Origin of the sequence: Ureibacillus thermosphaericus, from assembly GCF_002370195.2 — a bacterium.
GTDB lineage: Bacteria > Bacillota > Bacilli > Bacillales_A > Planococcaceae > Ureibacillus > Ureibacillus thermosphaericus.
In genome coordinates this window covers 3,134,496-3,156,205 of record NZ_AP018335.1, presented here as the reverse complement: position 1 = coordinate 3,156,205, position 21,710 = coordinate 3,134,496, and the positions used below count along the sequence as shown (strand labels likewise).

The window sequence follows — 21,710 nt, the reverse complement described above, 5'->3', positions numbered from 1 at the left end:
TACAAATAAGGGGTGAAGTCCTTTTTTATGCTTTAGAAAACCTTATGACTCTTGGGTTGAAAAATGTGCAAAATGCTCATTCTAAATAATCATATTTACTTGCTTCTTCAATTTCTCTTTTTGACATTGGAAAAGGTATTTCATCCTTCGTCGATACATGGAAAGACTGGGGTTCATCGTTATTTGCGTATTCTTCAGGGTCGTCATATAGTTCATTGAAATCTTCAAAATCCCCTTCAAAATCTGATGGCGTTTCAGATGTACCGTATTTTGCAACCACTTGGAATGTATCTTCAAAATCTTGAATTACCCCTTCTACTTCTCTTTCAGCAAAGGAATTATCGACAGGAGGAATCAGTAAATCTTCTTCTACTGGTCGATCAGTAGGGATGTTTTTTGCATCTGCATGTTTAATACAGAAGGAGGTATATGGAATAGCTGCTAATCGATCATATGGAATTTCTTTTTTACATACTTCACAAACTCCATATGTACCGTTTTCAATTTTCTCTAAAGCAGCGTTAATTTTAGCTAATTCATCTTCTTGGTGAACTTTTAAAGATAAATCCTTTTCTCTTTCGAAAAGTTCTGTTGCTATGTCTGCAGGATGATTGTCGACTGTTGATAATTCATCAATAGCGTCTCGTAAGCTGCCACGGTCAACAAACTCGTCATCTACAGATTGATTTTTTAACAACGCATGTTTTTGTTCAATCAGCTGTTTTTTTAGCTTAGCAATTTGTTTTTCCGTTAAAATGGTCATCACGTCCTTTCGTTCATCCATAGTATGAACAGAAAAATGAAATTTAAAGGAGAAAACAAAGTTGGAAAGTTTTCTATCGGAAGTTTTTTGGGCAAAATAATATACAGACAATGGTAAAATTCCATTGCCTGTATATTTAGGGACACAAAGCACAATTCTGTTCTATCTCACCAAGTAGTCGTGCCGGGCAGCTTAAAGAGTAATTGCTTTTACTTCATCGATATTTTCTAATTGTTCTACGTAAACTAAATCTTCAGGAGTTACTTCATTATCGATTGAAAGAATCATGACAGCAGCACCGCCAACTTGTTTACGTCCCACTTGCATCGTTGCAATGTTGACGTCTTTCTCAGCAAGTTTCGTTGCAACGAGGCCGATTGCTCCTGGCTTATCGATATTTTTGATGTATAATAAGTGACCTTCTGGAATAACATCTACAACAAAGTTTTCTACTTTTACGATACGAGCTCCAAGACCGTTTAGAAGTGTACCTGCAACACTATGTGTTTCATTTTCCGTAATTACTTCAACAGTAATAAGGTTAGTAAATCCTTTTGCTGTTGTTGTTTTATTTTCGTTAATTTTTACGCCAACTCTTTCTGTTAAATAACGTGCATTTACGTCATTTACATTTTCGCCGTGAGTTTTCTTTAAGTAACCTTTTAATGTATTGGCAGTCAATGGACGTACATCGTAATTTGCGATTTCACCAGCGTAGAACAAATTAATTTCTTTTAATGGTTCTGTTGTTACTTGTGATAAGAAAGCACCTAGTTTTTCTGCTAATTCAAAGAATGGTTCAACTTCAGCTAGCAGCTCTTTTGGAATTGATGGCATGTTCACAGGGTTTGTAACAGTACCAGTTTTAAAGTATTTAATAATGTCGTTAGAAACATCTACTGCTACAGATTCTTGTGCTTCAACTGTAGATGCACCTAAGTGAGGTGTAGCAATCACTTGTGGTAAAGTTAGCAATTTATGATCTGTAGCTGGTTCTTCAACGAATACGTCAAGAGCAGCGCCTGCGACTTTTCCTTCCACGATTGCATCATATAAATCATCTTCGTTGATGATTCCACCACGTGCACAGTTAATAATGCGTACGCCAGGTTTCATAAGAGCGAATTTTTCTTTATTAATCAAATTTTTTGTTTCAGGTAATAGTGGTGTATGCACAGTGATAAAATCAGCTTGTTGGCAAATTTCATCAACAGTTGCTTTTGTTACACCAAGTTCTTTCGCTCTCTCTTCAGTTAAGAATGGATCATATGCCATAATATTCATACGTTGTCCTTTTGCACGGAAAGCCACTTCTGTACCGATACGCCCCAAACCGATAACACCTAACGTTTTATTCTTCAATTCAACCCCAACGTAAGTTTTGCGATCCCATTTTCCATTTTTTAAAGATAAATAAGCTTGTGGAATATGGCGAGCAAGAGAAGTCATCATCGCAATGGTATGTTCAGCAGCAGAGTTTGTATTTCCATCTGGTGCGTTGACTACAATAATACCGTGTTCAGTTGCAGCTTGTAGATCGATGTTATCTACTCCTACACCAGCACGACCAATTAATTTTAAATTTTTTGCAGCTTCAATTACTTCACGAGTCACTTTCGTAGCACTGCGCACGATTAATGCGTCAACATCTTTAATTTTTTCAATGAGTTCTTCTTGTGAATTCCCAGTATCCACAATGATTTCTAAATTCAGATCTTTTTCTTCGCGCAATGGGAAAATACCGTCTTCACTTAATGGATCCGCAATAAACACTTTAATTACATCTGTAGCTGTAGTTGCTTTTGTAACCATTTAAAAAACTCCTTTTTCATTAATATTTTTTAATAAAGAATTAAAGACAATAGCCAACTATCGAACAATTGCAACAATTGTTAGACTTTCTCGATAAAAAGACCCCTTCCATTTTTTTAGGTATTAAAAAAAGCCTTCCACCCCCTATAAATTAGGGGCGAAAAGCTGTCATATCAACTTCACGCGGTGCCACCCTTTTTCTTTGCCTAATTCAAGGCAACCTCAAGTGATGCGTAACGTGCATTAACCGGAATTGGCTTACTTATTTGTTCAGCCATTCTATTCAGGAGTGGAACTACAAACGCCAGAAACACTGATTTGCACCAACCATCAGCTCTCTGAGAATCTGAACGTAAGAGCATGTCTCCGTCATAATATTTTGACTCTTATTAATGTGTTTCCATAATAAACTGATTATTCATGAATGTCAACTAATTTCCTAAAATGATTAAAAAATTTTAATGAAAACGCTTAAATTTTTTGTTAATTAACGAACGTTGTATTTGTAGTTTGTTGTTAATATTCGTGTTTTAATTGTTTTTCCATGTATAAAGATTTTTTAATTGATGAATATACATTTATTGTTGCTAAAATTTGATTGTCTATGTTTGAAAGGAATTTTCTCCATCTAAGTAGAAGTAATAATTGTACATCAAAATGAAGGGGTGGAGGAAATGACATACGAAACAATTGAATTAAGTCGTAATGATCGTCTTGCTGTGCTCACATTGAAGCGTCCACAAGCGATGAATGCAATGAATGAAGTAATGTTAAAAGAACTGGCGGATTGCTTTGAACAGTTACAAGGCGAAAAGGATATTCAAATATTAGTTATTAAAGGGGAAGGGCGAGCATTCTCTGCTGGAGGAGACATTAAAATGATGCTTCAATCAGAGCAATTGCAAGAGTTTCATGATATCATGGATTCGATTTCCCGAATGATGCTTGCTTTCTATCAATTGCCGATGATTACGATAGCTCAAGTACATGGTGCTGCAGCAGGTCTTGGATTCAGCCTTGCCATTGCATCAGATTATGTCATTGCTGAAGAAAATAGCAAGTTGGCTATGAATTTCATAGGAATTGGCCTCATCCCAGATGGTGGTGGGCATTTCTTTATGAAGGAACGAGTTGGAGTAGCAAAGGCAAAGCAAATTATTTGGGAAGGCAAAGTGATGAATGGGGAAGAAGCATTAAACCTTGGATTAGTGGATGTCGTTGTAAAGGATGGAGAAGCGCAAAAATACGTGCAACAATATACAGAGAAAATTTTATCTTCTCCTATTTTAGCGATGCTTGAGACAAAACAAATTTATCATACTGAGCGCCTTTCTGAATTAAATAAAGTGCTGGCAAAAGAGCTGGAAGCACAAATAAAGATGAGGAATACGAAAGACCATTTGGAAGGTATTAAAGCCTTTGTTGAAAAGCGTACCCCTCAATTTATAGGGCAATAAAACTTGTTTAGCAAAAAAAAATTAACTGGAGGTTGGCTATTTATAGTGAAAAGCCAACCTCCAATTTTTTTATACATGGAATAAAATGATTTTTCCTGAAGAGTTTACGAGTCGATGCGTTTTATCTTGAACCCCTTTTTCTTCAATGCGTTTTTGGCCTTCTATTATGGCTTCTTGTTCATTTTCAAATTCCCAAACTTCATTAAATAATAGTTCCCCTGATTTTTCATAAGCCGTGAAATAAAAATTTGCCATTTTCATCCCATCCTTTTTTGAAAATTCAATTTTATTATACAACAAAAATAAAGCAAGTTTATAGAATTATAATTTATGAATTCTTTCATCGAATCAAGTTTAAACAAATGGTACAATGAAAAATGAACGATAAATTTGAACGATGAAGGGAAAGAAAAGGGAGTGTCGGATATGCCAGGTATTACTCAACTCCAGCCAGGAGATGCAGTGAATCAATTTTTGCTTATTAAACAGGCAACCAAGGGAGTAACAACGGTGGGTAAGCCTTTCATGACGCTCATTCTCCAAGATAAAAGTGGCGATATCGAAGCAAAGCTTTGGGATACGAATGAAGAGCATGAAAAAATGTACCAACCGCAAGTGATTGTAAAAATAGGTGGAGAAATCCATGAATATCGCGGTAAAAACCAACTTCGCATAAAACAAATTCGACTAGCAAAACCGGAAGACGGGATACAGATAAATGATTTAATTCCTTCTGCTGCAACACCAAAGGAAAAATTATTTGAAGAGTTAACCCAATTTTTCTTTGAAATCAAAAATCCCAAAATTTCTAGAATCACCCGTTTTCTAATGAAAAAATATCAATCAGAATTGACTGTTTTTCCCGCAGCCTCTAAAAACCATCATGATTATGTTTCTGGATTATTAGATCATATCGTGCATATGTTGAGATTAGGGAAGGCAATTTGCGAATTATACCCATCATTAAATAAAGATTTAGTTTATGCTGGAATTATATTGCATGATATAGGGAAAGTGAAGGAACTGTCCGGCCCTGTATCCACAACATATACGGTAGAAGGAAATTTACTAGGTCATATTACAATCATGGTTGATGAAATCGGGCAAGCGGCAAAGGAATTAGGAATTGAAGGAGAAGAAGTGATGGTATTACAACATATCGTTCTTTCTCATCATGGGAAGGAAGAGTGGGGAAGCCCGAAAAAACCGATGATTCAAGAGGCAGAAATTTTGCATTATATTGATAATATTGATGCGAAAATGAATATGTTAACGAGGGCATTAAACAAAACAAAGCCAGGAGAATTTACGGAACGTATATTTGCGCTGGATAATCGTTCATTTTATAAACCGAAATTTGAAGAATCTAAATAATGAACAGGGAAAAAGAGGAGACGAAGAAAGCAGTGGTTTTCTTCGTTTTCTTTTTTTAAGGAATGTTTGACATGTTATCGTAAGAGAGTATTTCTTGATTCAGGATGATGTTCTTTGAAATATTAATTATGGTGGAAAGCTACTGAATTTGGCCGCTTTTTGTAAAAATAAATGGTGCTGGTATGAATCCAGCACCATTTTTAACTTAGAAAGATAATCCTTCAAAGTATTTAGTTCATAATCTTTTTTATTCTTTATCTTTAGAATCAGTTTCTTCTTCAGTTAATAAAATTTGTGAAAATGCATCTTTTAAGTCTTTATCTTTAATTTCAATTTTCGCTTCTTTCACTAACTCTGTTAATTTCGTAGCAAATCCGCCTTTCATATCAATCAATTCTTGGCGAATTTCATCTTTTTTCTCTTCTAAAGTACCATAATCTTCAACTTCACGTTTGTCCAAAAGTTGAATGATGTGGTAGCCGAAATCTGTTTTAACTGGTTCGCTAATTTCATTTACTTCTAATGCATAAGCAGCATCGTTAAATTCTGTTACCATTGTTCCAACAGTAAACCAGCCTAAATCACCGCCTTGTTCAGCGTTGGCAGAGTCTTTAGAATATTCTTTTGCTAATTCAACAAAGTCTTCACCTTTATTAAGCTTTTCAAGGACTTCTTTAGCAGTAGCTTCGTCATCCACTAAAATATGGCGAGCATGCAATTCATATTTTCCTTGGTTATAATACTTTTCAATTTCTTCATCTGTTACTTCGATATCCTTTTCAGCTTTTTCTTGTAATAAAGTAAAGCGGATATTTGATTTAAATTGCTCTTCCGTTAATCCTTGTGATTGTAAAACGTCTTTGAAAGAATCTCCGAATTGCTCTTTGTATTGATTGAAGCGCTCTTCTACTTCTTCGTCTTTTACTTCATAATTATTTTCTAGAACATGCTCAATCACTACTTGCTCTAATAACATGCTACCAGCTAATTGTTTAATTTCATCATAGAATTCATCTTTTGTGATGTCGCCATATTTTGTGGAAACCACTACTTCATTACCAGAGTTGCAAGCAGATAATGTAAATACGGATGTTGCTAATGCAATAGCTAAAAATGTTTTCTTCATAAATATACTTTCTCTCCCTGTCTTTAAAATCCAATTGTAACTATAACATAAACGAATAAAAATCTAAATGGTTGCACTAATATGTTTGCCTAAGTAGCCCATTACCTACTGCATAATATAGGCATTAGAAAGGAGGTGTCGTTATGGGTCAAAGTTATGGTGGTGGATACGGAGGTAGCTCCTGGTTCGCGCTATTGGTTGTGTTGTTTATCTTATTAATCATTGTTGGTGCAGCTTACATGTATTGATTACAGTGAATTGAGCTAAAGGAATTCCTTTAGCTCTTTTATCTATATTGAACAATAATTGTAACCTACATCTCCTCTTATTAAAAATTGATAGCAACATACACCTCAATATAAAAGGATATTAGTAAAATCGTTATTAATATATTAATTGTGCTAAAAATTTTTGGTTGTTTTTCTTCAGGTATTTCTTTTTGCATACATAGTGCATATGTCATTTTGTTAATTTGGAATAAATAAAATACCGAGAATAGCACTACAATTAACAGTAGCAAGTCTATTCCTCCCCTCTATCACTTCATTTAAGAATAACAAAAAGTGGTACCATCCCACAAGTGAGTAATTGAATATTTTATCGTTTTAATTGTTGGGAATGTTTGAAAAACTAGGAGGAACTAGAATTTCATAACCTTTAGGCGTTTCCTCTATTACAGCATTTTTTGGTGCTTTCACCAAATGTATAAAATATAATATGTCTACTAAGCAAATACCACAATGATATCCGAGTAGTAAACAAGCGTAATGTGAATAATAGGGAAGGAATATTGCTACAAGTATAAGTAAAGTATTTACAATAATAAATGGAGTTAAAAGAATAAACATATATCTTTTTTTCGGTAACATTTTTTTAATTCGAATTTGAACTATAGGAATCAGTTTAAACTCAAATCTCCATTTTAATTTAACCGATTTGCGATAAGAAAACAGTGAGTAATAATGAATTAGCTTATGCAGCGGGTATAAAAGTAAACAAACTAATAAAAATAATGGGAAATGATGAGCATCATATATTAATGGACGGTTTGCACCGATGATAATAAATGAAAAAGAAAAAACAAGAATAAAAATAATGATTGCATATAATACTAGGCGAGATGTACGATATTCTCTTTTTATGTTAATCGTTTTCCAACAATGCATATTTGCAATACTCCTCAATCTGAAATTAAGAAAATTGTAAAACAAACTGAATTATTATGCTAATAATTTTGCAGATAAAAGAAAAAAGAGTGTACCTCATACACTCCCCATAATCCCCAATTGCTATTTATTCATTAATATTTCATTTTTAATAACTACTTCATGGGTATCTTTTTCTTCTATAGATTCTTTAAAATTTTTGAAAGATCTCTCAAATATTTCGATAAAATCTTCCCCGTAAATATTTCGAATAATTGCCATAACGTCTAAAAATTCTGGAAATCTACCATACAATTGTTTCAATGCTAGAGATCCTTCCAAAATAGAGTGTTCCGTATCCAAGTAATGATTATACATACGAATCACTAGTTCTGCTCCCTCAGGAGTTAGTTCAACATACGTATTGCGCTTGTCATCATCGCGCTTTGAAAATTTAAGAAGCCCGCGCTCTTCTAATTTCTTTGAGAAGTTGAACGCAGTTGATACGTGCATTACCCCAAACCTTGCAACATCTGAAATTGATGCACCTTGCAAATGGAAAGCAATCCATAAAATGTGATGTTCGTTAATGTTTAAATTAAACGGTTTAATCCATTGTTGCCAGTCTTTTTCGACTGCTTTCCACAAAGCTTTTGAAAGTTGAGCGATTCGTTGGCTATAAATCATAGCCTCTTTCAACGTATAAGATTCTACAGACAATTTGATTCACCTTCTTATTATAGGATTTTAAAATATTATAGCAATAAAAGAAAAAAGTTTAAAGTTAGAAAAAATAAATAAATGAAAAGTGATTAATAAATGTTATTTTTTAATAATATTTGAAAAAAAGTGCTAAAAACACATTGTTGTTTAGTTATAAAGTCATGGTTATTATTATACTGAGTATAGTTTAACCTTTTTTGATTTGTGAAATATTATTCTCGATTTCGCTTAGACTTTTCTGCAATTGTTCCAATTCTTCTTTTAAATTTTGCGAACTTGGTTGAATATCTTGTGTAAATTGTGAAATGGAATTTTTTACTTCTAATAATATTTGTGGAATAGTAATTTTCACTTCATTTGTTAAAGTGGAGATCCCATTTTTTATGTCATTGATTTGATTATTTAATTGACTCATAGTTGTTTTTAAATTTTTGGAAGTAGTCGCGATATTCATTCGTAATTGATTGCCTGTTTGTGGAGTTGTGAAAATTGCAGTCGTAATTCCTGCAATGACTCCAGCAGTTAGTCCGATGAAAAATGGTTTTGCACGCATTGAAAATCTCTCCCTTTTTTTGTAATTAGTATGTAAAGAAATTGTCTAAAATATTAATTCTTGTACTTATCCATATTAAACCAAAATGAAAGAAAATAAAAAAGCTATCTAAGTAAAACTTAGACAGCGAAATATCCAATATTATGATACTTATGTAACAGAAGTTTCGAATTTGGAACGCATTAACAAACCTTTTAAAATAGGATAAATAATTGCAAATGCAATGATATTTGCAATCGTTGCAGGAATTACTCCCGTTACAAACATAATGCCAAAAGCTGCTGGCATTTCGCCTACTAATAATAGCAACATTGATAAAAATACAGTTCCTGATAACAACGTTCCTAATCCAATCAAAATACCGTAAGCTACAACATTTTTTGCAAATTTATTTACTAAAAGTACTACAACAAAAAAGATAAAACCTGTGGCAAATTTATCGATGATATTTGGAATGAGTGATCCTGGAATTGATGAGAATAAACCGGAAAGAACACCAGTTACTACTGAAAGGATAAAAGTATCTCGAACAGTAGGGAATAAAATAATCCCGACAAACATCATCGTTAACATTAAATCTGGCTTAATTCCACCACCGATTGGAACTGGTGGCATCACTAAATAAAGAGCTGTACCGATCCCCACTAAAAGGGCCATTAACACTAAATTTTTCGTTTTCATAATAAATCTCTCCTCTACTAAACTATGCTCTACTTTCCTAACGTGCCCTCAAGCCGTTAGCGAAAATATATAGTATGATTGTAATCTTAAAAGAAATAATTTTCAAGCAATTTTAATAGGATAGTAACAACTTTTTTAAATGACAAAGACTGACTCGTGGAATTGTTTTGAGCCAGTCTGAGAAAGCATTACTTATTCAAATTTGCTTTAATTTCATCCGCAATTGCTTTTAATGTGTCAGGAGTAAACTCATCTTTTTTCGTTTCCCAACGTACTATATATCCATCGTTTTCGTCATAGCGTGGAATGAAGTGCAAGTGATAATGGAATACTGTTTGTCCAGCAAAGGCACCGTTGTTGTTCAATGTATTCATTCCTTGTGGATTAAACGCTTTTTTAATGGCATTTGCAATTTTTGGTGCAGCTGCATATAAATTTCGTGCTACATCTTCAGGCATTTCAAATAAGTCTTTGACGTGTTGTTTTGGAATTAATAAAGTATGTCCTTTTGTTAATGGCGCTACGTCCATGAAAGCTAAAACATGTTCATCTTCATATACTTTATTTGATGGAATGGAACCTTCAATAATTTTGCAGAAAATGCAGTCGCTCATTTCACCCAATCCTTTCATACAAAATTTATCTACATTTTAACATATTTCATGAGATGAATACATTTTCTAATTTTGATAAACTGTAGGAAGAATAGGAGTGTTAACTATGTTGGAAGTAAAGGATGTAACAGGTGGATATACAAGAAAACCCGTCATTAAAGATTTGAACTTTTCAATTGGACAAGGGGAATTGGTTGGCTTAATTGGTTTAAATGGCGCTGGAAAAAGTACGACTATTAAACATATAATTGGGACGCTTCTTCCACAAAAAGGAGAAATCCGTTTAAATGGTGTTACGTTAAATGAAGATATTGAAACATATCGTTCATCTTTTTCCTATATTCCCGAAACGCCCGTATTATATGATGAACTTACGTTAAAAGAACATTTGGAATTAACGGCGATGGCATACGGCATTGATCAGCATACTTTAAAGGAACGTTCCGGAAAATTATTAGAAGAATTCCGGATGGAGAAGCGCCTCAATTGGTTCCCATCCCATTTTTCAAAGGGAATGAAGCAAAAGGTGATGATTATGTGCGCCTTTTTAGTAAAACCTTCATTATATATAATTGATGAACCATTTGTTGGGCTCGATCCGTTAGGGATTCAATCATTGCTTAACCAAATGACTGAAAGGAAAAACGAAGGGGCTTCTGTTTTAATGTCTACGCACGTTTTATCGACGGCTGAGAAACATTGTGACCGCATCATTTTCCTTCATGAAGGACGAGTTCGTGCACAGGGAACGATGGAAGATTTACGAAAAGCGTTTAATATGCCAAATGCAACGTTAGATGATTTATATATTGCCATGACGAAGGAGCAACATAATGAGTAATTTGGCAGAAGTATGGTCCAAACGTTTCGAACACTATATGATTGAAGTTCAAAAATATATGCGTTTTGTGTTCACTGGGCATTTGGCTATTGTGATTGTGTTTGCCATTGGAGCGCTTGGGTTTCAATATAGCCAGTGGTTGCAAGTTGTATCATCCAATTTCCCAGCTGAATGGCTTGTTGCTGTAGTGGTAGGTATTATCGTTGCATTTTCTCGTCCAGTCACTCTTTTAAAAGAGCCAGATCAAGTATATTTATTGCCATTAGAAAAACAGATGCCCATCTATTTCCGAAAAGCATTGAATTGGACTTTTTGGTCACAAGTTTTCCTATCTGCAATTTGCTATCTTATTGCGATTCCTTTATTGAATGCAGTTACGGAATTAGAATCATTGCGTATTTGGCTTGGGTTGCTGTTTATCATCATACTGAAATATATTAATGTTCAAACTGAATTCCATTATCGCTATGTCAATCGAGGGAATTTCATCGCTTTTGATCGCATAGCAAGAATGGCGGTATCAATTTTAGCGGTGCAAGCCATTCTATCGGTTCAATTTTGGTGGGCTTTCCTATATATATTGTTGCTTATAGTGTACAATCAGTCGTTAAAAAAGAAAGTAATCGTTCAACCAATTCCTTACGAACATTTTGTAAAATTGGAACAAAATCGTATGATGGCCTTTTACCGATTTGCGAACTACTTTACAGATGTTCCTCATATCCGCGGTGCAATAAAACGTAGAGCATGGTTAGATATCATTTATAAATTTGTTCTATTTAATAAGGAAAGTACTCAAAGTTATTTAGTTTTCCGTACTTTTGTAAGAACGAATGACCATTTTTATTTATGGGTTCGTTTAACAGCCATTTTAGTGATTGTCGCGTTGACGATCGATATTCCGGTTGTATTATGGATTGTTGCAGGAGCATTAAGTTTTGCTACGACCATTCAGTTAAAATATGCGTTATTGTCTTCTTCTGATTTTCGTATGGACATGCTTTTTCCAATAAAAGAGAATCAACGAAAGAAAGCTGTTCAAAAGCTATTGCGTATTTTTATGATTATTCAAGGGATGCTAGTAATGCTTTGTGCCATTGGACAGCCATATTTCTTTGTTCCAGCAATTATTATCATTGTGATGAACGAGTTGACGTTTAACTTGTCAAAAGATCCGGTTGTGCATGTTTAAGTTGGATTATACATCTGCTATATAAGCGTATTGGATTTCATAAGTGTTTTCCAATGCGCTTTTATTCTTGAGTTCTATTATGGAGAATCCAGAAAGTACAAATTACAACATGATAATCGTTTACTGTTTTTATTGTTGAAACAAAAAAGAGAGAGTTTTTTCCAATTTGTATTCATGAATATCCTACAAAATGAGATGAACTAGCGTAATTCCCATTCTCATAAAGTAGACACTAGAAGAAACTGCACATCCTCTTCTCCATCATTCCACCAATAATGATTACGGCTAGATTCGAACATAATGGATTCCCCATTTCTTAATTCAAAAACGTTTCCTTCGAGAGAAACAGTTAAAACTCCAGATAACACATAAATAAACTCATGGCCGTAATGGGAAAATTCATTTCCTTTGTTTTCCTTTGGCTTTAGTGTCGCTAAGATCGGGTGAAATGAAGCCCCTTGAACATTGTTGGACAAGTCTTTGTAAAAAAACGGAAAAGATTTTGCTTGATAATTTGTATCAGAGAAGAACAAGCTTGGATTGACATTTAACGCATCGCTAATTTTTCTTAACGATTCTAAAGTAACACTGCATTTATTTCTTTCTACTTGAGATAAAAAACTAATTGAAACCCCCGTCTTTTCAGACAAATCTTTTAAAGTCATCTTCTTCATTTTTCGGATTTTTCGAAGCTTTTCCCCAATCATCATAAATAAACATCCCCCTAAAAAATAATAGAACTAATACCTAAATTTTTCATAGAAAATTCGAATGAATGTATGATTTCTTGCATAAATTTAAGTGACACTTCAATTTTTATATATTCAATAGGAGGGACTAACATGAGTACAAGCAAAAATGTTATGACGAAAGTTTGGATTGCAAGTTTAGTAGGAAGTTCAATTGAATGGTTCGACTACTTCCTTTATGGAACGGTAGCGGGACTTGTATTCAATCAAGTGTTCTTTGTAACCGACGATCCGACGGTAGGGTTGCTTGCGTCTTATGCATCTCTTGCGCTTGCATTCTTCATCCGTCCATTTGGAGGAATCATCTTTGGATATATTGGAGATAAAATCGGAAGAAAACGTACACTCGTCTTAACATTATCAATTATGGGGATAGCGACAGTATTAATGGGATTATTACCTACATATCAAGCAATTGGCATAGCGGCTCCAATCATATTAATTGTTTTACGATTAGTTCAAGGACTTGGAATTGGAGGAGAATGGGGAGGAGCAGTATTACTTGCTGTTGAATATTCTCCAAAAGAAAGACGGGGCTTTTACGGTGCCTTCCCACAAATGGGTGTCACAATTGGGATGTTTTTAGGTTCGGGAGCGTTATCTTTTATTACTTCTATTGTTTCGCCTGAAAGTTTCGTTGCTTGGGGATGGCGTATTCCATTTATTTTAAGTGCTTTATTAGTAATCTTTGGTCTTTGGATTCGTAAAGGATTAGATGAAACGCCTTCCTTTAAAAAAGTACAAGAATCCGGAGAAATTCCGAAGTTGCCTTTCATAGAAATTTTTAAAACGCAGTGGAAAGAGGTTATTATTGCTGTAAGTGGAAAAGTTGTAGAAACTGCACCATTTTACATTTTCTCTACATTTATTGTTTCCTATGGTACGAACAACTTAGGATTTAAAAGTTCACAAGTGTTAATATCCATCATGATTGCTACAATTATTACAACAATTTTAATGCCGTATATGGGTAGCTTATCTGATAAAATTGGTAGAAAAAAAGTTTATATTACGGGAACAATCGGAATGATTTTATATGCGTTTCCTTATTTTTGGTTGCTCGAACAAAGAACATTTGCGACACTCCTAATTGCTACAGTGCTTGGATTGGGAATTATTTGGGCTCCGATTACTTCTGTGCTGGGAACAATGTTTTCTGAAATATTCGATGCAAAAGTTCGTTATACTGGGGTTTCATTAGGATATCAAATTGGGGCTGCCTTGGCTGGAGGAACAGCGCCGTTGATTGCAACATGGCTGCTAGTTGAATTTAATAATTCTTACGTTCCTGTTGCGTTATATATCATCTTGACAGCGGTCATCTCTTTTATTGCTGTATTAACAGTGAAAGATAAGAATAATCAAGAATTGGATGAATTTAAAGGTAAAGAAGTGAAAAAGAAAGAATTGCAAAGTGTTTAGTAAAAATGGAGCGTGTGGTCATTGATTCTATTAAATGAAAAACAGATTAAGAGCATCTATAAAATGGAAGATGCATTAAAAGATGTGGAAGAAATGCTAATAGCAAAGCAAGAAAATAAAGTGTTGGCACCAATCAGAACAGTGCTTGAATTTCCGGAAAAAAATGCTTCTTCTTTATATATGCCGAGTGCAGATTTGGAACATCACTTTGCCAGTGTTAAAGTAGTAACAATTTTCCCGAACAATTCAGCAAAGGGGCTACCGACAACGCAAGGGATTATTGTTTTAACTAGCACGGAAAACGGAGAGCATTTGGCAGTTATGAATGCTTCTTATTTGACGAGGCTTCGCACCGGGGCGATGACAGGATTAGCAACAAAGAAACTTGCGAAACAAGATGCGAAGGTGTTGACAATCGTAGGTACAGGTCGCATGGCTTTTGAGCAAGCGCTAGGCGTAATGGCAGTAAGGAAGATTGAGAAAATTTTATTGTTTAATCGTTCAAAGGAAAAAGCGTTTCAATTTAAACAACAATTAGTAGGACATGGTGTAACTGCATCCATTGAACTAGTAGATGATGTGAATGAGGCAGTTTCGAAGTCAGAAATTATTTGTTGTGCGACAAATTCAACGACACCAGTGTTTAATGGGAAATATTTAAAATCTGGTGTCCACATTAACGGAGTCGGATCTTACTTACCTCATATGTGTGAAATCGATCGTACAACCATTTTACGAGCTTCCAAAATAGTAGTGGATGATCTTGAAGGGATTATGGAAGAAGCAGGTGAATTAATTGATGCGAATAATAGTGGTGAATGGTCCTTTGAAGATGTGCATGGCGAACTGGAATTATTAGTAAGTGGGAAAATTGCTCCGAGGGAAAGTGAGGATGAAATCACTTTTTTCAAATCGGTTGGTGCATCCTACTACGACCTTGCAGTTGCAAAAGGCGTCTACTATAAAGCATTAGAACATCGTATAGGAACAATTATCGATTTAATGTAAAAAGCTGACTCAATACTTGAGTCAGCTTTCTTCATTATTTTTTTGTTTTGCGCCAGAATAAGTTGTAATGTATGTTGCAGCATTAAAAATATTGTCTTTTTTTACTCCTACGGAAAAATGTTCGAGTTCATAAGCGAATGGATCGTATTTTTTCCATATGTCATAAGCACGTTTATTTGTCCATTGGAAGAGAATTATATATGTCTCAGATTTTTTTGGGCGTAGTATTCGATAAGCCATTAATCCAGTTTGAACTTTCATTCCGCCCAATCGCTGTAAAATGTTTTTTTCAAAGACAGGTCGTCCTTCATCAGAAACTGGGATATGGTAAAAAGTAAAGAAACCTGCTTGTTGTAGTTCATTTAATCCATCTACCACTTCATATTTCCGCGGTGTTTGAAAGACGGTTTTTCTCTCAGTTTCATGTAGTAAAAGCGTTTCGTTTATGCCATACAAGATATACATATTTTCGTTTTCATATTTTTGATGTAATTTTTCCATAAATTGTGGAGTTCCTGTCGTCATGTAAATATTCATATTTTATTCCTCCTTAAATAATAAATGCAATATATTGTCTAAAATTTGTCATAATTTAATTGAGAAAAATGTGCTATTTAAAGAACAAATTTATGACATTTGTCAGAGAAAGCTATACAATGATAAAGGAACAGTATATATTGAAGGGTATCAATGACTTAGTAGATTATTTGTAAGTATAAAGTTATTATTATGAATTGTAGCATTATATAGCGATGAAATTTGTAGAAAAGTGAAAGATTGAAATCGATTTCATTGCACTTTTCGTCAAATTGATTATTTTTGAGGGGAAGGTAAAGAAAAAATGAGGCAAATAAACGACACACTGATTAGAGCAGCGAGAGGAGAACGAACGGAATATACTCCTGTTTGGTATATGCGTCAAGCAGGGCGCTCTCAACCAGAGTATCGAAAATTAAAAGAAAAATATTCACTGGAGGAAATTACTCAACAACCAGAACTTTGTGCATATGTAACAAGATTACCTGTGGAACAATATAACGTTGATGCCGCAATACTTTATAAAGATATCGTGACGCCTTTGCCTGGTATCGGGGTCGATGTAAAAATTCAAGCCGGTGTTGGACCAGTGATTTCAAACCCTATTAGAAGTGCGGAAGATGTTGAAAAGTTAGGGGAATTTTATCCGAAAGAACATACTCCATACGTGCTTGAGACGATTAAAATGTTAACGGAAGAGCAATTGAATGTGCCGTTAATTGGATTTACAGGTGCTCCCTTTACTTTAGCTAGCTACATGATTGAAGGCGGTCCATCTCGAAATTACAGCAAGACAAAATCGTTCATGGTATCCGATCCAAAAGCTTGGTTTAAATTGATGGATAAATTAGCAGATATGATTATTGCTGATATCACAGCTCAAGTGGAAGCTGGAGCTAGTGCAATTCAAGTGTTTGACTCTTGGGTTGGCGCATTGAACGTTGAAGATTACCGAGTATTCATTAAACCAGTTATGACTCGCATTTTTGCAGAATTACGAAATCAAAATGTACCATTAATTTTATTTGGTGTGGGCGCAAGTCATTTAATCAACGATTGGAATGATTTACCGATTGATGTAATTGGACTTGACTGGCGCATGCCAATTCGAAAAGCTCGTGAACTAGGAGTAGAGAAAGCTGTTCAAGGAAACTTAGACCCTTCCATTTTATTAGCGGACTGGTCCGTAATTGAACGCAGAACGAAAGACATTATTGATCAAGGAATTGAAGTGCCAGGACATATATTTAATTTAGGACATGGTATATTCCCAGAAGTAAATCCGGAAGTATTAAAACGATTAACAGCATTGATTCATGATTATAGTCGTGAACGGATTGCAAAACTAAATAATGAATGATGAAAAAATTTTTTGAGGTGAAAACATTGAAACCAGTACACGGTCTACTAGTAATGGCTTATGGAACGCCATATAAAGAAGAAGATATTGAAAGATATTACACGCATATTCGTCATGGACGAAAGCCTTCTGATGAACATTTAGAGGATTTAAAAGATCGTTATAAGGCGATTGGCGGAATTTCTCCTCTTGCAGAAATGACTAAGAAACAAGCAGAAGCGCTTGTCAATCGATTAAATGAAGTACAAGACGAAGTGGAATATAAACTTTATATCGGATTAAAACATATTGAACCATTTATTGAAGATGCAGTCGAAGAAATGGTGAAAGATGGAATTCGAGAAGCCGTTTCGATTGTATTGGCGCCTCATTTTTCAACGTTTTCTATTAAATCATATAATGGTCGAGCGAAAGAAGCTGCTGAAAAATTAGGCGGTACACTAAACATCACTTCAGTAGAAGCATGGTATGATGAACCGAAATTTATTGAATATTGGTCACAAGCGATCCTAGCAGAATTTGATAAAATGACGGAGGAAGAAAGAGAAAAAGCTTGTGTAATTGTTTCGAACCATTCACTGCCAGAAAAAATTAAAAATTTGGGCGACCCATATGAGGAACAGCTCATTGAAACGGCTCGTTTGATTCAAGAAAAAACGGGGATTCAAAATATTGAAATTGGATGGCAATCTGCAGGACAAACACCTGAACCGTGGCTTGGTCCAGATGTTCAAGATTTGACTCGAGAACTTTATGAGAAAAAAGGATACCGTTCGTTCGTATATGCACCAGTCGGCTTCGTAACAGAGCATTTGGAAGTATTATATGACAACGATATTGAATGTAAAGATGTATGTGATGAGCTAGGGGCGCATTACTATCGCCCACCAATGCCAAGTACCCATCCTTTATTTATCGATGCGATGGTAGATGCCATTTTTAAAAAGTTAGAGAAATAATAGAAAGTGATGATGAGGGTGACGATTAGAAAGAAAATTGCTGTAATTGGCGGCGGTATAACGGGATTAACAGCAGCGTTCTATTTAAATAAGTGTGCACGGGAAAATCACTTACCATTAGATGTGGTGTTAATCGAATCTTCATTACGATTAGGTGGTAAAATCCAAACGTTAAGGAAAGATGGATTCATTATTGAACGGGGTCCGGAATCTTTTATTGATCATGATGAGAGCATGATTGAAATAACCAAACATTTAGGCATTCAAGATGAAGTTGTATGCAATAGAGAAGGTCAAACTTATGTGGCTGTAGGTAAACACCTATATCCAATTCCGAAAAGCATTTTGTTTGGTGGAGCACCTATTGTCCCCTCATTATTAACTTCTGGGATTGTTTCATTAAGTGGAAAATTTCGTGCTGCAGGAGATTTATTATTGCCTAAAACTAAAGAAGATAAGGATGAACCGATTGGGGACTTTTTCCGGCGCCGTTTTGGGAAAGAAGTAGTTGAAAATTTAGTGGAGCCGCTGCTAGCAGGTACTTTCGCAGGAGACATTGATCGGTTGAGTATCCAATCAATGTTTCCTGAAATATATGAAATGGAAAAACAATATCGTAGCTTAATTTATGGAATGAAAAAAACGCAATTTTCATTACTTCATAGTCAGGTGAAAGGGTTTCAAACTTTCAAAAATGGCTTGGAAACTTTAGTGGAAAAAATAGAGGAACATTTACCGCCTAAATCGATTTTAAAAGGAGTCAAAGTTGAATCGATTGATAAATTGCAAGATGGGACACTACAAATCTACTTTAATAATATTGCTCCATTAAAATGCCATGCAGTGATTGTGACAACGCCTTTAAATGAAGCGAAAAAAATGTTTGAGCATTACGGATTTTTTCATGAAATACCCGATATGAACTATGCAACGATTGCAACGGTAACGATGGCTTTTCAAAAATTAGAAAATCAGCTTTATGAAGATGCAATTAATTTTTATTTCTCGAGAAATAGTGATATTTCAATTACGACTTGTACATGGTGTAATCATAAATGGGACAATGTAGCTCCAGCTGGATATGATTTGCTCCGAACGTATATTGGTCGTGTAGGGGATGAAGCAATCGTTGAATTGTCGGATGCAGATATAGAAAAAACGGTTCTTCATGATTTAGAGAAATCTCTTGGCATCAAGCAACAACCTCAATTTACGGTAGTTTCTCGCTGGAAGCAATCAATGCCACAATATACGGTTGGCCATGAGAAACGTTTGCAGAAAATGAGAGAAATCCTGAAGAAAGAATTCCCTCATGTTAAATTAGCCGGAAGTTCTTATGAAGGAATCAGTGTTCCAGATTGTGTATCGCAAGGAAAACAGGCTGCACGTGAAATCATGTCGGAATTATTTCATGAAGAGTCTAGTATTTTAGCGTAATAATGTGATGGTAGCGAGTTAAAAAATTGCTGAACAGTTTTATGGTATCTCATCATTTACTAGTTAAAGTGCTGCTCCGGAATGTCAGTGTTCATTGACTTTCGGAACAGCACTTTTCGTATTTTTAATTAGGAGAAAGTCGGAACTGGAAAAGGTAAGGATGCATATGAAATGCACGGGTGAATGAGGTAAATGCACGAGTGAGGGTGTTATATGCACAAGCGTGGAGTAAAGTGCACGAGTGAGAGTGTTATATGCACAAGCCGAGGAGTTAAATGCACGAGCACGGGTGTTATATGCACAAGCCGAGGAGTTAAGTGCACGAGCGCGGGTGTTATATGCACAAGCCGAGGAGATAAATGCACGAGCGCGGGTGTTATATGCACAAGCGTGGAGTTAAGTGCACGAGCACGGGTGTTATATGCACAAGACGAGGAGATAAATGCACGAGCGCGGGTGTTATATGCACAAGCGTGGAGTTAAGTGCACGAGCGCGGGTGTTTTATGCACAAGCCGAGGAGTTAAGTGCACGAGTGCGGGTGTTATATGCACAAGCCGAGGAGTTAAGTGCACGAGTGCGGGTGTTATATGCACAAGCCGAGGAGGTAAATGCACGAGTGAGAGTGTTATATGCACAAGCCGAGGAGGTAAATGCACGAGCGCGGGTGTTATATGCACAAGCGTGGAGTTAAGTGCACGAGCGCGGGTGTTATGTGCACAAGCGTGGAGTTAAGTGCACGAGCGCGGGTGTTATATGCACAAGCGTGGAGTTAAGTGCACGAGCGCGGGTGTTATATGCACAAGCGTGGAGTTAAGTGCACGAGCGCGGGTGTTATGTGCACAAGCTCGGTTTATATGCACAAGCCGAAGTTGCATCTGCACAAGCCGAAATAGTATCGACACAAATTTTAGCTATAATAAATGAAAAAATTGAATTGATTGTCAAATTTATTTCATTCAAACTTCACAATTTTTCATTACTATAGAACTTGGGGTGATTGTTTGAAAAGATGGATAACCTTCATAATCATTTTCTGTTTTTGGATATTACAAGGATGTGAAGATGAGCGTTTTCAATCGATAAATCAACACCAATCCTTTGTTGCTTCTCTAAATATAATAGATCCTTCCCTCGATTTTTTTGATTCGAAAGGTGAACGAATTGCAACATGGAAATTCGATAAATCATACACTGGTGCAACGCTAATTCCTTTCGATCGACTTGTGCTATACGGGCATCAACTAAATGAAATCGATATTTATGAGCTATCCACAGGAAAATTAATTCAGTCGATTGAAACGGGGATTGGAACAACAAATGCCTATTACGATCAAGAAGAACATTTACTGTTCATTACCAATAGTAAACATAATACAGTCATTTCCTTTGATGAACATGGAAAAAAACAAGGAGAACTTCGTTTAACGGATTATCCAATGTCAATGGATAGTCATCAAGGGAAATTATATATTATCAACTACAAGGCACCTGTACTTTCAGTTGTAGATATAAAATCAATGACACTGGTTGATGAATGGAGTATAGATAAATCATCTAGTGGTTTAATGATTGTGGAAGAAACAAACACCCTTTGGATAGGTGGACACGGCGCTGGAAGTCGTCCAAATCAAGTTGTAAAAGTACATGATTTAAAAACGGGGCAGTTCATTCAAGAAATTCAAGTTTCCCATATGCCTGTTGGATTTACTAGAAATGAAGATATTATATACATCACGAATCATGGCTCAAATGAATTGTTTGCTTGTGATGTGAAGGGTAATGTGTTATGGAGAAAAGAAGTAGGTGCAAACCCATTTGCTGTAGCTTCTTTTAAAGATCAAATCATCGTTGCTGGCTTTGACGACAATCAAATTTATTTTATACAAAATGGGGAGATACAGAAATCGGTTTCCACCGAACATGGACCGTTCCAGCTGCTAGTGAGGGAGGTTTGAA

25 protein-coding genes and 1 other annotated feature are annotated in these 21,710 nt (G+C 35.3%); of the genes, 13 read left to right on the top strand and 12 right to left on the bottom strand.

What is annotated here, in order from left to right; all coding sequences use genetic code 11:
• Positions 1–76: 76 nt before the first annotated feature.
• Positions 77–874, bottom strand: coding sequence for a TraR/DksA C4-type zinc finger protein (locus tag UtA1_RS15270; RefSeq protein WP_269471050.1), 798 nt, complete (start codon positions 872–874; stop codon positions 77–79).
• A gap of 81 nt (positions 875–955) precedes the next feature.
• Complete coding sequence (serA, locus tag UtA1_RS15265) at positions 956–2,575, bottom strand: phosphoglycerate dehydrogenase (protein ID WP_096551961.1); 1,620 nt, start codon at positions 2,573–2,575, stop codon at positions 956–958.
• 150 nt (positions 2,576–2,725) lie between these two features.
• Positions 2,726–2,957: a binding site (T-box leader), on the bottom strand.
• A 292-nt stretch (positions 2,958–3,249) separates the two neighbouring features.
• Here serA and UtA1_RS15260 point away from each other — a divergent pair.
• Complete coding sequence (locus tag UtA1_RS15260; protein ID WP_096551959.1) at positions 3,250–4,032, top strand: enoyl-CoA hydratase; 783 nt, start codon at positions 3,250–3,252, stop codon at positions 4,030–4,032.
• Between the two features lie 69 nt (positions 4,033–4,101).
• Here UtA1_RS15260 and UtA1_RS15255 read toward each other — a convergent pair whose 3' ends face one another.
• Positions 4,102–4,287: a YhzD family protein gene (locus UtA1_RS15255; protein ID WP_016838154.1), complete on the bottom strand. Its 186-nt coding sequence runs from the start codon at positions 4,285–4,287 to the stop codon at positions 4,102–4,104.
• A 171-nt stretch (positions 4,288–4,458) separates the two neighbouring features.
• Between UtA1_RS15255 and yhaM the strand changes: the two genes are divergently transcribed.
• A complete protein-coding gene (yhaM, locus tag UtA1_RS15250) occupies positions 4,459–5,406 on the top strand; it encodes a 3'-5' exoribonuclease YhaM (protein ID WP_096551957.1) in 948 nt (315 codons plus the stop codon).
• A gap of 247 nt (positions 5,407–5,653) precedes the next feature.
• Here yhaM and UtA1_RS15245 read toward each other — a convergent pair whose 3' ends face one another.
• Positions 5,654–6,532 (bottom strand): peptidylprolyl isomerase, encoded by an 879-nt coding sequence (locus UtA1_RS15245; protein WP_096551955.1) that lies wholly within the window; start codon positions 6,530–6,532, stop codon positions 5,654–5,656.
• A 143-nt stretch (positions 6,533–6,675) separates the two neighbouring features.
• Between UtA1_RS15245 and UtA1_RS15240 the strand changes: the two genes are divergently transcribed.
• Positions 6,676–6,780 carry a YjcZ family sporulation protein gene (locus UtA1_RS15240; RefSeq protein WP_096551953.1) on the top strand — a complete coding sequence of 35 codons (105 nt, stop codon included), beginning with the start codon at positions 6,676–6,678 and terminating at the stop codon, positions 6,778–6,780.
• An 80-nt stretch (positions 6,781–6,860) separates the two neighbouring features.
• Here UtA1_RS15240 and UtA1_RS17720 read toward each other — a convergent pair whose 3' ends face one another.
• From UtA1_RS17720 to UtA1_RS15210, 6 genes are all read right to left on the bottom strand, one after another.
• Positions 6,861–7,052 (bottom strand): hypothetical protein, encoded by a 192-nt coding sequence (locus tag UtA1_RS17720; protein WP_096551951.1) that lies wholly within the window; start codon positions 7,050–7,052, stop codon positions 6,861–6,863.
• 85 nt (positions 7,053–7,137) lie between these two features.
• Positions 7,138–7,698: a DUF3267 domain-containing protein gene (locus UtA1_RS15230; RefSeq protein WP_096551949.1), complete on the bottom strand. Its 561-nt coding sequence runs from the start codon at positions 7,696–7,698 to the stop codon at positions 7,138–7,140.
• 123 nt (positions 7,699–7,821) lie between these two features.
• A complete protein-coding gene (locus tag UtA1_RS15225) occupies positions 7,822–8,403 on the bottom strand; it encodes an HTH-type transcriptional regulator Hpr (RefSeq protein WP_172597924.1) in 582 nt (193 codons plus the stop codon).
• 184 nt (positions 8,404–8,587) lie between these two features.
• Positions 8,588–8,953 carry a YtxH domain-containing protein gene (locus UtA1_RS15220; protein WP_096551945.1) on the bottom strand — a complete coding sequence of 122 codons (366 nt, stop codon included), beginning with the start codon at positions 8,951–8,953 and terminating at the stop codon, positions 8,588–8,590.
• Between the two features lie 150 nt (positions 8,954–9,103).
• Positions 9,104–9,634 carry a tryptophan transporter gene (locus UtA1_RS15215; protein WP_096551943.1) on the bottom strand — a complete coding sequence of 177 codons (531 nt, stop codon included), beginning with the start codon at positions 9,632–9,634 and terminating at the stop codon, positions 9,104–9,106.
• Between the two features lie 188 nt (positions 9,635–9,822).
• On the bottom strand, positions 9,823–10,248 hold the full coding sequence (locus tag UtA1_RS15210; RefSeq protein WP_026019060.1) for an HIT family protein: 426 nt from the start codon (positions 10,246–10,248) through the stop codon (positions 9,823–9,825).
• 106 nt (positions 10,249–10,354) lie between these two features.
• On the opposite strand from UtA1_RS15210, the gene UtA1_RS15205 reads away from it, so the two are divergent.
• The gene (locus tag UtA1_RS15205) at positions 10,355–11,089 is read left to right on the top strand and encodes an ABC transporter ATP-binding protein (protein WP_016838144.1); all 735 of its coding nucleotides are present in this window, start codon (positions 10,355–10,357) and stop codon (positions 11,087–11,089) included.
• Entirely contained in the window at positions 11,082–12,281 is a 1,200-nt protein-coding gene (locus UtA1_RS15200) for an ABC transporter permease (protein ID WP_096551941.1), read from the top strand. Before UtA1_RS15205 ends, UtA1_RS15200 begins: the two co-directional genes overlap by 8 nt.
• Before the next feature lie 218 nt (positions 12,282–12,499).
• Here the strand turns inward: UtA1_RS15200 and UtA1_RS15195 are convergent, their stop codons facing one another.
• Positions 12,500–12,991 (bottom strand): helix-turn-helix domain-containing protein, encoded by a 492-nt coding sequence (locus UtA1_RS15195; protein ID WP_096551939.1) that lies wholly within the window; start codon positions 12,989–12,991, stop codon positions 12,500–12,502.
• A gap of 132 nt (positions 12,992–13,123) precedes the next feature.
• Here UtA1_RS15195 and UtA1_RS15190 point away from each other — a divergent pair, with 132 nt between their 5' ends.
• On the top strand, positions 13,124–14,452 hold the full coding sequence (locus UtA1_RS15190) for an MFS transporter (RefSeq protein ID WP_096551937.1): 1,329 nt from the start codon (positions 13,124–13,126) through the stop codon (positions 14,450–14,452).
• Positions 14,453–14,473: 21 nt separating this feature from the next.
• Entirely contained in the window at positions 14,474–15,460 is a 987-nt protein-coding gene (locus tag UtA1_RS15185; RefSeq protein WP_096551936.1) for an ornithine cyclodeaminase family protein, read from the top strand.
• A gap of 21 nt (positions 15,461–15,481) precedes the next feature.
• On the opposite strand, the gene UtA1_RS15180 is transcribed toward UtA1_RS15185, so the two are convergent.
• Positions 15,482–15,997: an antibiotic biosynthesis monooxygenase family protein gene (locus UtA1_RS15180; protein ID WP_096551934.1), complete on the bottom strand. Its 516-nt coding sequence runs from the start codon at positions 15,995–15,997 to the stop codon at positions 15,482–15,484.
• A 304-nt stretch (positions 15,998–16,301) separates the two neighbouring features.
• Here UtA1_RS15180 and hemE point away from each other — a divergent pair, with 304 nt between their 5' ends.
• The 6 genes from hemE to UtA1_RS15155 all read left to right on the top strand — a co-directional run bounded on the left by hemE (position 16,302) and on the right by UtA1_RS15155 (position 21,709).
• Positions 16,302–17,357: a uroporphyrinogen decarboxylase gene (hemE, locus tag UtA1_RS15175; RefSeq protein WP_096551932.1), complete on the top strand. Its 1,056-nt coding sequence runs from the start codon at positions 16,302–16,304 to the stop codon at positions 17,355–17,357.
• Between the two features lie 26 nt (positions 17,358–17,383).
• The gene (hemH, locus tag UtA1_RS15170) at positions 17,384–18,316 is read left to right on the top strand and encodes a ferrochelatase (protein ID WP_096551930.1); all 933 of its coding nucleotides are present in this window, start codon (positions 17,384–17,386) and stop codon (positions 18,314–18,316) included.
• 12 nt (positions 18,317–18,328) lie between these two features.
• Complete coding sequence (gene hemY / locus UtA1_RS15165) at positions 18,329–19,753, top strand: protoporphyrinogen oxidase (protein ID WP_331855372.1); 1,425 nt, start codon at positions 18,329–18,331, stop codon at positions 19,751–19,753.
• A 241-nt stretch (positions 19,754–19,994) separates the two neighbouring features.
• Positions 19,995–20,153 carry a hypothetical protein gene (locus UtA1_RS17325; protein WP_172597887.1) on the top strand — a complete coding sequence of 53 codons (159 nt, stop codon included), beginning with the start codon at positions 19,995–19,997 and terminating at the stop codon, positions 20,151–20,153.
• Between the two features lie 73 nt (positions 20,154–20,226).
• Complete coding sequence (locus UtA1_RS15160; protein WP_096551928.1) at positions 20,227–20,445, top strand: hypothetical protein; 219 nt, start codon at positions 20,227–20,229, stop codon at positions 20,443–20,445.
• 310 nt (positions 20,446–20,755) lie between these two features.
• Positions 20,756–21,709: a YncE family protein gene (locus UtA1_RS15155; RefSeq protein ID WP_096551926.1), complete on the top strand. Its 954-nt coding sequence runs from the start codon at positions 20,756–20,758 to the stop codon at positions 21,707–21,709.
• The last annotated feature ends 1 nt before the right edge of the window (position 21,710 follow it).